At 55.0% G+C, this 12,160-nt stretch carries 12 protein-coding genes and 1 pseudogene; 6 read left to right on the top strand and 7 right to left on the bottom strand.

The window, feature by feature from the left end:
* The first annotated feature begins 138 nt into the window (after nt 1-138).
* The 3 genes from QZ326_RS07700 (at nt 139) to QZ326_RS07710 (ending at nt 2,051) form a co-directional block, all read left to right on the top strand.
* On the top strand, nt 139-336 hold the full coding sequence (locus QZ326_RS07700) for a hypothetical protein (RefSeq protein ID WP_295743475.1): 198 nt from the start codon (nt 139-141) through the stop codon (nt 334-336).
* A gap of 77 nt (nt 337-413) precedes the next feature.
* Nucleotides 414-1,763, top strand: coding sequence for a recombinase family protein (locus tag QZ326_RS07705; protein WP_295743478.1), 1,350 nt, complete (start codon nt 414-416; stop codon nt 1,761-1,763).
* Between the two features lie 45 nt (nt 1,764-1,808).
* The gene (locus QZ326_RS07710; protein WP_295743481.1) at nt 1,809-2,051 is read left to right on the top strand and encodes a DUF4368 domain-containing protein; all 243 of its coding nucleotides are present in this window, start codon (nt 1,809-1,811) and stop codon (nt 2,049-2,051) included.
* A gap of 608 nt (nt 2,052-2,659) precedes the next feature.
* Here QZ326_RS07710 and QZ326_RS07715 read toward each other — a convergent pair.
* The 4 genes from QZ326_RS07715 to QZ326_RS07730 form a co-directional block, all read right to left on the bottom strand.
* Nucleotides 2,660-2,959, bottom strand: coding sequence for a hypothetical protein (locus tag QZ326_RS07715; RefSeq protein ID WP_295743483.1), 300 nt, complete (start codon nt 2,957-2,959; stop codon nt 2,660-2,662).
* A gap of 16 nt (nt 2,960-2,975) precedes the next feature.
* The gene (locus QZ326_RS07720) at nt 2,976-4,322 is read right to left on the bottom strand and encodes an acyclic terpene utilization AtuA family protein (protein ID WP_295743486.1); all 1,347 of its coding nucleotides are present in this window, start codon (nt 4,320-4,322) and stop codon (nt 2,976-2,978) included.
* Nucleotides 4,323-4,374: 52 nt separating this feature from the next.
* On the bottom strand, nt 4,375-5,748 hold the full coding sequence (locus tag QZ326_RS07725) for a CitMHS family transporter (RefSeq protein WP_295743489.1): 1,374 nt from the start codon (nt 5,746-5,748) through the stop codon (nt 4,375-4,377).
* A gap of 330 nt (nt 5,749-6,078) precedes the next feature.
* Nucleotides 6,079-7,419 (bottom strand): sigma-54-dependent Fis family transcriptional regulator, encoded by a 1,341-nt coding sequence (locus QZ326_RS07730; RefSeq protein ID WP_295743493.1) that lies wholly within the window; start codon nt 7,417-7,419, stop codon nt 6,079-6,081.
* A 342-nt stretch (nt 7,420-7,761) separates the two neighbouring features.
* On the opposite strand from QZ326_RS07730, the gene QZ326_RS07735 reads away from it, so the two are divergent.
* The 3 genes from QZ326_RS07735 (at nt 7,762) to QZ326_RS07745 (ending at nt 9,685) form a co-directional block, all read left to right on the top strand.
* Nucleotides 7,762-8,583, top strand: a complete 822-nt coding sequence (locus tag QZ326_RS07735; protein ID WP_295743496.1) for an ADP-ribosylglycohydrolase family protein — start codon at nt 7,762-7,764, stop codon at nt 8,581-8,583.
* A gap of 366 nt (nt 8,584-8,949) precedes the next feature.
* Nucleotides 8,950-9,384: a hypothetical protein gene (locus tag QZ326_RS07740; RefSeq protein WP_295743500.1), complete on the top strand. Its 435-nt coding sequence runs from the start codon at nt 8,950-8,952 to the stop codon at nt 9,382-9,384.
* A 79-nt stretch (nt 9,385-9,463) separates the two neighbouring features.
* Nucleotides 9,464-9,685, top strand: a complete 222-nt coding sequence (locus QZ326_RS07745; protein WP_295743503.1) for a hypothetical protein — start codon at nt 9,464-9,466, stop codon at nt 9,683-9,685.
* An 846-nt stretch (nt 9,686-10,531) separates the two neighbouring features.
* Here QZ326_RS07745 and QZ326_RS07750 read toward each other — a convergent pair.
* The 3 genes and pseudogenes from QZ326_RS07750 to QZ326_RS07760 all read right to left on the bottom strand — a co-directional run.
* Complete coding sequence (locus QZ326_RS07750; protein WP_295743506.1) at nt 10,532-11,377, bottom strand: hypothetical protein; 846 nt, start codon at nt 11,375-11,377, stop codon at nt 10,532-10,534.
* A gap of 28 nt (nt 11,378-11,405) precedes the next feature.
* Nucleotides 11,406-11,798 (bottom strand): YxeA family protein, encoded by a 393-nt coding sequence (locus tag QZ326_RS07755; protein ID WP_295743509.1) that lies wholly within the window; start codon nt 11,796-11,798, stop codon nt 11,406-11,408.
* 15 nt (nt 11,799-11,813) lie between these two features.
* Nucleotides 11,814-12,160: pseudogene (locus tag QZ326_RS07760) on the bottom strand (ABC transporter permease); the annotation flags it as partial.

A 12,160-nucleotide genomic window follows, 5' to 3' on the forward strand; every position in this document is an offset into this window, starting at 1 on the left:
AGGTGAAGCGGAACGCCGATGCCGCCATACGCCAGCAGGAGCAGACCCGGCAGAAACGCCGGGAGGCGGAGCGGTAATTGGTGGTGGCGGCAAAAACTGCCGCCACCACCAGAACAAAAACATAAGAGGAGTGCAAATTTGAAGATCACCAAAAACGGACACATCCAAGTAAAAAATATTTCGGCATATTGGATTCCCGAATTGACGGCTACAGAAGTGATTGCCGGAACAATCTACACCGTCACTGGCAGCTATGAAGGGACCGAGAGCTTCCTGCGTAAGCTGGAGCGCATCACCGCCAGAAATTTTTCCGAAAAGCAGGAGGATTCTGAATGACAAACGCCCCCGTTTCTGCTACAATAGGAACTACCAATCCTGTACTGACAGTTGCTCCCTTGAAGGAGGATACAGAAATGTCAGGAGCAACGAACAAAATCACTGCCCTCTACTGCCGGTTAAGTCAAGAGGACGAGAGAGCCGGGGAGTCCCTATCCATCGAGAATCAAAGGGCTATCTTACTCCAATACGTTAAGGACCATCATTTTCCGAACCCTGTGTTTTTCATCGATGACGGTGTAAGCGGCGTGACCTATGACCGTCCCGGATTCCAAGCGATGCTGGCCGAGATTGAAGCGGGCAACGTGGCTGTTGCCATCACCAAGGATCTCTCCCGGCTGGGCCGGAACTCCGCGCTGACCGGGCTTTACACCAACTTCACCTTCCCTCAGAATGGCGTCCGGTTTATCGCCATCAACGACAACTATGACACCATCGACCCCAACAGCGTCAACAACGATTTCGCCGGAATAAAGAACTGGTTCAACGAATTTTATGCCAGGGATACAAGCCGCAAAATCCGGGCTGTTCAGAAGGCGAAGGGTGAGCGGGGTGTGCCGCTGACGGTCAACGTCCCCTACGGCTATGTGAAGGACCCGGAGAATCCGAGGCGCTGGCTGATCGACCCGGAGGCCGCTCAAGTGGTAAGGCGCATCTTCCAGATGTGCATGGAGGGGCGGGGACCGCAGCAGATCGCCAACCAGCTCAGGGCGGACAAGGTGCTGACCCCCACCGCCTACAAAAAACAGCAGGGGCGCAGTACGCCGAACCCCGACCCGGAGAATCCTTGTGGCTGGCAGGACAGTTCCGTTGTCAAGATTCTGGAACGCCGGGAGTATACGGGCTGTACCGTCAATTTCAAAACCTACACCAACTCCATCTGGGATAAGAAGCAGAGGGAGAACCCGGTTGAAAAGCAGGCAATCTTCCCCGATACCCATGAGCGCATTATTGAGGATGATGTGTTTGAGAAGGTCCAGGTGATCCGCCAGCAGAGGCACCGCATGACCCGCACCGGCAGGAGCAGTATTTTTTCCGGGCTGGTCTACTGCGCCGACTGCGGCTCCAAGATGCAGTACGGTTCTTCCAACAACGGCGATTTCTCTCAAGACTTCTTCGACTGCTCTCTGCACAAGAAGAACCGGGAGAAATGTGGCGGACACTTCGTTCGGGTGAAGGTTCTGGAACGTATGGTTTTGAAGCATATCCAACTGGTGACGGACTACATTCTGCGGTATGAGGCCCATTTCCGCATGGTCATGGAACAGCAGATGAAGCTGGAAAGCGCCGAGAAGATTCTGACCAGCAGGAAGAAGCTCAGCCGGGACGAGAAGCGCATCGCCGAGCTGAAGCGGCTGTTTATCAAGATTTATGAGGACAACGCCAGCGGGCGGCTGAGTGACGAGCGGTTTGATATGCTGAGCTAGAGTTATGATGCAGAGCAGAAGCAGCTTGAGGCCGAGGTCGTTACCTTGCGGCAGGAGATTGAAGTACAGGCGCGACAGAACGAGAATATTGAGAAGTTCATCCAGACGGCGCAGAAGTATGTGTCCATTGAGACACTTGACGCCTACGCCCTTCGAGAGCTGGTTCAGGCGATCTATGTGGAGGCCCCGGATAAGTCCAGCGGCAAGCGGAGGCAGAATATCCACATCAAGTATGACGGCCTGGGCTTCATCCCTCTGGATGAGCTGATGAAAGAGGAAACGGCGTGACCAAAGCCACGCCGTCCCTTGAAAACACTACGTTTTCAGCTTTCTTGCATTTTTACTGTTTTACGGCCACCGCCCCTTCGCTGGGGGGCGCCGCTTGTTGGGGATCGGGGCTTTGCGCCTGCTGAGACTGATTCGCCCCACATGGGGTCCGCAGTCAGCTCGGTCCGGTTCTTCATGAGCCGGCCCTCAGTACGGCGGGCGTTGCCATGCGGGTCCACTCGAATTGGCCTTGCGGAAGGAAATGTATGCATTCCCTCAACCTGTCAGCCTGTCATTTTGAGTTTTTATTATTTCCCTCCTCGGTGAAAAGGTTCATCGGATGCGGGGCTGGAAGCAGAGATAAATTGATAGAACAGAGTATTCGCTTGTTTCCCACCCGGCGCGAAGGGATGAAACCCGTTTTTATTTACGTGCTGTTTCCGAATTTTTAATTTGGGAATAGTATTACCACAATAAAAATAACACCGCCAGATTCCCCAGAGGATTGCGGTGTTCAAAAAGAACCGTTCTAAAAATAAATGGGAGGAGTCCCCCTTCAACGTTCAACGTGCGGTCCGCCAAACCGGCGGACCGCACGTTGTTCACAATATGGAAATATGGTGAACAGCTCAGATCTCCAGATCCAGCAGGTAGGAAGACAGGCCCTTGCCGTGCATATCTACAGAGAGGGAGCGGGTGACGCCGCCGCCCAGGGCCGCGTACATCACAAAGTTCAGTGCGTGGATGTTGGGCAGTTCATAGCGGACCACGTCGCCGTGGACCATGCTCTTGAAGTGCTCCTTTACCCGCTCAGGAGTGACTTTCTCTTTGAGCATCTCATAGTCCTTGGCGTCATAGGCGATCAGGGAGACGTTGGAGATGTTCCCCTTGTCTCCGGTGCGGGAGTGGGCGATTTCCCAGAGTTTCATGGCGAATTCTCCTTTCTTATACCGTAAAGACCTGAATCTCGGGCTTCACGTCGTAGCGGCTCACTAGGATGGATGCCACAGACACGATGTCCCGGGTGCGCTTCACCGCGCCGCAGCCGCCGGCGGGACCGTTGGTGTACAGGGCCTCCACCTCGTTGGGCACAAGGTCGGCCACGGCCTTGGTCTTGGCCCGTCCGGCCACCCGGACGCGGACCTCGGAGGGTTCCCCGGCCATGGGCCGGTCGGGGTTCCAGTACAGGCTGTTGCAGCCGATGAGGTCGAATTTCAGCTCGTCAAACTGGCCGGGAGCCACCAGCTCCAGGCGCTCTTTCATGATCTCCAGCGCCAGCTTGGCCCGTGCCACGCAGCCGGGGCCGCCGTAGCTGATCTCGCCGTCCCCGATGAAGCAGTCCCGGTAGCCGATAGAGCACTTAAGGGTCTCGGTCTTGGGCTTGCCGGTGACGCCGGTGACCACCACCTTGTCCTTCTCCACCTCGGTGAAGGTGATATTCTTGCAGTCGGCCACTACGTCGGGGGTGAAGTAGTTCTCCGGGTCGTGGATCTCATAGCAGATCTGCTCGGAGCAGGTCTCCACCGTCACTAGGCCGCCGGCCTCGGGGACCTTGGTGACAAAGAAGGAGCCGTCCTCGGCGATCTCGATGATGGGGAAGCCCAGGTGTCCCACACCGGGTACGTCCTTCTTGCCGGGTTCTGCGAAATAGCCGCCGGTGACCTGGCCGCCGCACTCCAGCAGGTGGCCCATGATGGTGCCCTTGCCCAGCTTGTCCCAGTCCTCCAGGGACCAGCCGAACTCGTGGATGGCGGGGGCCATGAAGATGGCGGGGTCCGCCACACGGCCGGTGATGACCACGTCGGCGCCCTGCTCCAGCGCCTTGAGGATGCCCTCCACACCCATGTAGGCGTTGGCGGAGACAATCTGCCCGGGCAGCTTGGAGAGGGGTTCGCCGGTCTCCCACACCTCGGTGTCCATGTATTTGTCGATGACGGGCAGCAGGTCGTCACCGGTGACGCAGGCGATCTTCATGCCGGTGAGGCCGTGCTTCCGGGCGATCTCCACGCACGTGGCCGCCGCCGCCTGTGGATTGGCGGAGCCCATGTTGGTGATGAGCTTTACCTTGTGCTCCCAGCACAGGGGCAGGGCCTTTTCCATGCGGTACTCCAGCAGGCCGTTGTAGCCCTTGCTGGGGTCCTTCAGTTTGGCCTGCTGGCCGATGGCGATGGTGCGCTCAGCCAGGCATTCGTAGCTGATGTAATCCAGATTGCCCTTTTCGATGAGCTCCAGAGAGGGCTCCAGGCGATCGCCGGCGTATCCGGCTCCGGAGCCGATGCGGATGGATTTCATAATGACACGCTTCCTTTCAGCAGAATTGTATGGTCAAGGATCGGGATGGCTTTTACAGAGTTACGCCGCCGGTGACAACAGCCACCACCAGCATCACAATGGTCACGATGAAAGCCATGGGGATGGTCTTCTTTTGATGCTCGCCGAAGTCCACGCCGGACAGGCCCACCAGCAGGAAGGTGGAGGCGGTGAGGGGGGACACGGGGAAGCCGGTGGTCATCTGGCCCAGGATGGCGGCGCGGCCCACGGACTGGGCGGCAACGCCGAAGCCCTCGGCCGTGTGGGCCAGCACGGGCAGCACGCCGTAGTAGAAGGAGTCGGGGTCAAACAGCAGGGAGGCGGGCATACCCACAACGCCCACGATGATGGGGAAGAACTTGCCCATGGCGTCCGGGATGATGGCTACCAGCGCGTCGGCCATGGCGGTGATCATGCCGGTGCCCTTCATGATGCCGGTAAAGCAGCCGGCGGCAAACAGCACGGAGCACATCATCAGGCAGCTCTTGGCGTGGGCGTCCACCCGGGCCTTGGAGTCAGCCACCTTGGGATAGTTGATGAGGGTGGCCAGCACATAGAACACCATGAAGATCACCGCGGGGGCAAAGCCGGATTTCAGCAGGGCGGCGATGGCGGCGATGATGAGGACGATGTTTACCCAGAACAGCTGGGGGCGCAGCAGGGTTTTCTCCTCATCGGAGAGCTCGGGCTCCACATAGGCCTTGCCGGCCAGGGCCACATTGCCCAGACGGGCCTTTTCAGCGCGGCCCAGGAACACGGCGATGACCAGCACGCACACAAGACCTGCCAGCACGGCGGGCAGCACGGGCATAAAGAAGGCCACGGCATCGGTCTGCTGGCCCTCGGGAGTGAGGGCGGTGGCGGCACGGATGGTGGGGCCGCCCCAGGGTAGAATATTCATGGTGCCTGCGGACAGAGCCACAATGGTGGCCAGAGTGGTGCGCTTCATGCCCAAGGCGTCATACAAGGGCAACAGGGCGGGGACGCAGATCAGGAAGGTCACGGCGCCGGAACCGTCCAGGTGGACGATGGCGGCCAGAATGGCGGTGCCAATGGCGATTTTGATTGGATCGGTGCCCACCAGGTCCAGCACCTTCTTGATGATGGGACGGAAAGTACCGGCGTCGGTGAGGATGCCGAAGAACAGGATGGAGAAGATGAACATGACGCCGGTGGCGGCCACGGAGCCGATGCCGCTGGAGCCGGTGATCATTTTGCCCATGCTCTTGAAGTTTGCCACGAAGTCGATTACGCCGGGAGCGTTCTCCGGGTCAGTGACGAAGAACCCGCAGGCGATGATGCCGGTCACCACGGGAACCGCGATGAGGGCCACCAGGGGAGATGCTTTTTTGGTCATGATGAGGACCAGCATCAGCACCACGGTGAGAAAGCCCAAGAATGCCAACATAAAATTTTCCTCCTCGTTTTTCTCTTTCTCGCTTGGACCTGTATGTACCGCGGAGTCATCAGGCCCGGAGATGATGCGGGACGCGCGCTGCAGCTATGTCCAAACTAAAAAGCAAGAAACGTGCCAGCGGCGGGAGGAAATTGGAAAAAATGTCAAGGTGCTGGGAGAGTAACGGTGAGCGGCTTGTGCACTCCGCGGAGCCCGGTCCAATAGATATAGAAAATTCTAAAAAATTAGAAGTCTGAAGAGAGGTGGGGAACCGCTTTTCGATACAATACCTGAAACAGCGTAGTTCTAAAATATTAGAACCGAATTCTAAAAATATAGAAGTCAATCGGAGCCGAGTTTATTGTAGAGCGTGGCCAGGGAGATGCCGAGCTCCGCCGCGGTCCGCTTTTTTCCCTCCAGGGTGGAGCCGTAGCGCAGCAGCAGCTTGTGAATCTCGCTCTGCTCGAACATCCGCACCCGCTGGGCCAGGGGGACGCTCTCCCGCTCCACGGCGGGGCGCACCAGGCTCTCCGGCAGGGAGTCCTGGACGATGACGCCGTTTTCGGAGAGATAGGCGGAGAACTCCAGCACGTTCCGCAGCTCCCGCACATTCCCGGGCCAGTCATAGACGGTGAGAATCTCCAGGGCCTCCGGGGAGATGGTCACGGAGCGTTTCAGTTTTTTGGACAGCTCCTGAAGGATCACAAAGGCCAAGGCAGGGATGTCCCCCCGCCGCTCCCGCAGGGGCGGGATGCGGATCTGGAACGTGGACAGGCGGTAGTACAGGTCCCTGCGGAATTTCCCGGCGGCGATGTAGGACTGGAGATCAGCGTTGCTGGCGCAGATAAGACGCACATCGGCCTCCACCTCCTCCACGCCGCCCACTGGGCGCGCCCGGCCCTCTTGGAGGACCCGCAGCAGCTTGGCCTGGAGCTCCATGTCCATCTCGGATACCTCGTCCAAGAAGATGGTGCCGCCGTTGGCGGCCTCGAACAGCCCGATTTTTCCGCCCCGCCGGGCACCGGTAAAGGCGCCCTCCACATAGCCGAAGAGCTCGGATTCCAGGGTGTTCGCGTTGAAATTGGCGCAGTTGATAGCCACAAAGACCTCCCGGCACCGGGGGCTGGCGTTGTGAATGGCCTGGGCGTAGAGCTCCTTGCCGGTGCCGCTCTCCGAGGCCAGCAGGACCGCCGCATCCGTGGCCGCCGCCCGCTGGGCCAGGGATTTGACGGCGCGCGCGTTCTCCTCCACGGCTACGATAGAGTCAAAGGTGTACCGGGTGGAGTTGGTCCTGTTTACCCGGCGGAGCACCTGCTTGTTCCGCTTTTCGTAAGCCTCCAGCTCCGTGCGGAAGTCGTAGGCGTCCCGGAGGAAAGTGACCACCGACAGCCCGCCGGCCACTTTCCCGTCCAGAAAGACGGGGTACATATTGACAAAGTAGATGTCGTCGTTCTCCTCCGTGCGGGGAGCGTGGAGGATGGGCTGCCCTGTTGCCAGAACCTCGGGCAGCCGGGCCCCCGGGCGGATCTCCCGCAAGGGACGGCCCAGGATTTCGTCCACCGTCCGCTTCACGAAGTCCAGATAGGATTGGTTGGCGAATACGATCCTGGCTTCCGTGTCGATGATCAGGATACCCTCCCGCATGGACTGGAGGGCGGCGCTCAGATTTTCGTAATGAGTCATAGCGGCACCCGCTTTCTATCTGGTCAGAATCACCGGCCAGAGAATCATGCAACCAGTATATCCGTGATCCGACCGAATTGCAAGCGGCCGGCGGAGCTCCGGTCGTACTGGGGGGCGTCATACCAAGCAGCGAAATACCAAAATGAGGCCTACATGCAGAAAACTTTGATACTCTCAGCGTCTCTTTGTTTACACTGGGTTTACACTGGTGCAATTCGGAGAGGAGATTTTCGGCATAACCGCCGGAAATCTGCTTAATTGCCTTAGAGTTAATCTGCCATTTGACAGGCGAGGTTGTATGGAGTAGTATGAAGAAGAGAAAACAATAAAGGGGGATATCGTGTGTTAGGTGCGATCATTGGCGACATTGTCGGTTCTCGCTTTGAACGGCACAATGTCAAAGCAAAACAATTCGATTTTTTTGCTTCGAACTGCATGCCTACAGATGACAGCATTATGACATTGGCTATTGCCAAGGCGTTCCTATCCTGCAATCGTGATGATTCTGATTTGGCAGATCAGGCAATCGTGTGTATGCAGGAGTTGGGCCGCCGCTATCCCTACGCCGGGTACGGCGGCCGCTTCATTCAGTGGCTTGGATCGGCACATCCAGCGCCCTACGGAAGCTTTGGAAACGGCTCTGCCATGCGTGTCAGCCCATGTGCGTACGCCGCGGCGACCCTGGATGAAGCCCTCCGCTTTGCGGAGATCACGGCAGCTGTCACCCACAATCATCCGGAAGGAATCCGGGGCGCGAAAGCAGCCGCCGGAGCAATTTTTCTCGCTTTAAACGATGCGGACAAGGGAGAAATCAAAAAATTCATTGAGGAAAACTACTATTTATTGGATTTTACTCTGGATAAGATTCGCCCTGCCTACAGGTTTGATGTGTCCTGCCAGGGCTCAGTTCCTCAGGCAATCGAGGCATTTCTGGAATCGACAGGTTTTGAGGACGCGATACGCGGCGCGATATCGATCGGAGGGGACAGTGATACGATTGCCGCCATCACGGGCAGCATAGCGGAAGCCTATTACGGTATCCCTGTCGATATCAGAACGCAAGCGCTCCTGTATCTGGACGAGATCCAAACCGGCATCTTGAGCAGGTTTGAAGAGAAATACGGAATGATTCGGGATAGATCCCGCAAGTCAGGCGGTTGTTGAGAGCAAAATGGAGAAAGCAGGAGCTACACAAAGTCCCTTTTGAGAGAGCCACTTCTCATTGGTAACACAGGTGCAATTCAGCGCTGGGGCAGTGGAACCCGAGTCTGCGGCATAAGTAGGCTACTGACAATTCAGCAGATAACCGGCCAAGATGCGGATATCACAGACTCCTCTCCGGCGCGGCAGACATCATGGGAGAGCGCATATTGGAGCAGTCCTACAACCGTCATTTGACCGTACGAGCCCAGATATCTGAATTGAGGTAAAATCAATAAAACAGAGTATCTGTGAATTTGGAGCGTGTACTTGTTTTCCTTAGCCTTTTGTAGTACACTACAGTTGAGAAAAGCGTCGTGGGGGATTCATATGCTTAGTTTGTTCGTTCTGGATGCGGATTCTGGAGAAAAAGTATTGGTTTCCGTAAACCCAGCGACCGAACGTGACTTAGCAGCCACGCAGGACTGGCAGACAAATTGGACCACATCTTTCGCTGAGAATTTGCCAAATAAAGTCGCTCTTCATCATGCGAAAAACCGTGAACTTTTAGAACTTATGTCCTACGAATTGGACAGCCGTAGTCTGGCTGTAGAAGTAATCTATCTGGAGAGCGCTCGTCACAGCAACGTGAATCTGCTCCATGCCGAGGGAGGAAATAAGCGGTATATCGGCATTGTAAAAGCGCTGTTTGCATATGCGGTACAGATTTCCATGGACGCGGGATTTGACGGCGTGGTATTTTTCGGGCTAAAACCAGCGATTTGCTGGATTACTATCAGCGTGAACTCGGCGCACGGCAGGTAGGCGCCTATGATCCGTTCCGACTGGTGATCTGGGAGGATGCGGCAATGCGGTTAGCCGCGGAATACAAGGAGGGATGAAAATGTCTCAAACAAGCAGAGAAGAACTGTTGAGAATTGAGTCTATTGGCAGTGCGCAGGGCTGGGTTGCGCCTCTGGAACGGGAGGATAAGGCGTATTTCGCTTATCTGCGTACGGTCTTTAGACGGTATAACATTGAACCCTCCAAGGCGACCCGGCTGGAATACGATTTTGCGACCCACGTCGCGGAGAGTGAATTTTATCTCCAGCAGGCAAACGCCTGACCCACAACCTGACCCACGACAGGAAAAAACCGGGCGGAGACGGTGGAGCGGACAGGATAGTGAAATGACAAAATCCGGGCGCGAAAGGTCTGAATGGAGCGTAAAGGCCGCTGTTGCCTTCTCTATCGAATATTCACACGCATGAGGCCACTGGTTCGAGTCCAGTAGTCTCCACCATAGGAGCCCCGAAACCGCAATGGTTTCGGGGTTTTCTCTTGTTTTCGCAACTTTTCTTTTGTTAGTAATTTGCTAGTAACTGGGCCGACCCACAAGTTGACCCACACGGGAAATAAAAGAGTACCGGGCAGGAAAATCTGCCCGGTAGCAGTTCATGTAACCAATTTTACTTTACCAGTCGCAAATGGGGTGGATATCTGATTGGCTCCAGATACGTTCTAAGAAAACTTTCTGGCAAAACACATATAGCAGTTAATGCATCCATCGGAATCGTAATATCTTCTATAAAATCGCCAAAAGTTATAACATTACTTTCGATAAGCAATTTTATGGAATTACAAATGATTGATTCAACATAGTTTTGTCCCCCTCTCTTTTGCCGCAGACCTAAAGTTTTAGTATTTGATGATGTAATAGCCCACATACAGCCACCCCATCAGGCCATGAACGACTGCCCAGCCGATAGAGTGCCAGTTTGCATAACTGATAACCATTGCCAGTGCACTCCCAAAGGATATACCAGATTTCAGCGTTGTTTTTAGATTGCCTTCCCTCATAAGCCATCATTCCTCTCTATTTTCCGAGCTTACTGTCAGCGTCAAACTTCCTGCAAATTGTGTGCCATGCTAAGCCACAAATATCAAAGAAATGCCACCGTTCTAATTCATCTTACTGATTCCGCAGAGGACGCACTTCCTTCAAACTCTCTTGAGCTTCACATTCCAAAATATAGGGAGTAATTTCTTCGTAAGCCTTTTCTGGCGAACTTGCTTCCGAAGGAATGTATGTCCACTGCGTCAGAAAGCTGTGAGCATAGTTGCAGTGAATATTCCCGGTATAAATCTGTACCAGAGGATCGGTGATCCAGCTTCCGTCAGCAGATGCACAGTCACTCCGATAAGTAAAGTACCGCTGTCCATCCTTTACAAATATTATATTTACAGTCAGTTGATCTTCTGTGATGTCCAGACGTTCTTCTCTACCGGCCATTTCATTGTAATTGTTCTCGGCTTCCACTTTTTCAAAATAAAAGTATTTCCTCCAGGCAGCCAATATCTCCTGTTCCATATCACGGTACTGGTTCGGCACTAACAGATTCAGTGTCAAATCATCCAGTACAAGCTGTTTTTCCAATTCCAAACCATCTTCTGTTTCAATAGGATTCCACTTGAAATATTCCCGGCTCACCTGTATAGACATTCCAGCGGGAGCGATTTCGATTGGGACTTCTGGCGTATTCATGGTATATAGGGGCGTACCCTCATCATCCACCGTCTGATAATTGTATGCGTCCATGACAAACGCACCTGTTTTTTCCTCCAGCAGAGACAATAGTTTCTGGCTGCGTTGTGCGATTTCCAAATATTTTGCATCGCTTTCATCTTCTCCGCTGTTATAAACCACTGTGCGGTAAAGGTGTTCTTCCCACTTAGGCTCCGCCGGTTCATTTCCAGCACAGCCTGCAAGTACCAGCAGCACAGCCAATAACGCCGCCTGTTCTAATGTTTTCTTCATTCTACATTGCTCCTTGTAGTTGAATGGCTCAATTCCCGGAATCATCTGATGGAGCAGAATAGTGATTCTGTACTGCTGCCGGAAGCTCGTCATACTGTACCTCGCTCCAGTCCAGGACGCCCCGGACCGGCATGACGGTCAGACGGATAAAGGCCCCCTCCCGCAGTTCTCTGGATGTCCCGAAGGTGATCTCTTTTTCGCTCCCGTTTTCGTCATAGGACAGCAGCGTGTAGGAATAGGGCAGGTTGCCTTTGAAGTTAATGACGCCTCCGTTAGAATCCACCTGTTCCACCTTGGTGTTGTCGATCTGGGCGTAATACTCGGCGCTGCCGGAGCCGGAGAGGAACCATGCGCAAAAGCCGGCCAGACCAATGAGCAGGACGGCAACGACGCCTATTGTGATTTTCAATTTTTTCTTCATGTTGTTTGACACCCCTTACCAACCTTTTTTAGTGATGACCCGTTTGGGCTTTTTTGCTGTCTTTGGAGCCGCGCCTTTTTTCGCTGTCGCCACAAAAGCGGCGGCAATCAGCAGAGCGGCCAGCAAACTGAGCATACAAAGCAACGGATTCCAATGGACGGCCGCATCATAGCTGCGGTATCCGATCAGCCCCATGCTTGCGGTCACGGGATACAAATTCGCCAAGGTCATGCTCCCCGCCGCAAACATCCCGCCGTAGCCGTAGACAAAGGCTATCACCGCTCCAATCAAGTGCCCGTTTGGAATCCGGGCGGCGATGGCGATGATTGGCAGAACCGCGATATAGAGGAACAGACAGTTGA

This window comes from uncultured Oscillibacter sp. (assembly GCF_910587525.1).
Taxonomy (GTDB): Bacteria; Bacillota; Clostridia; order Oscillospirales; family Oscillospiraceae; genus Oscillibacter.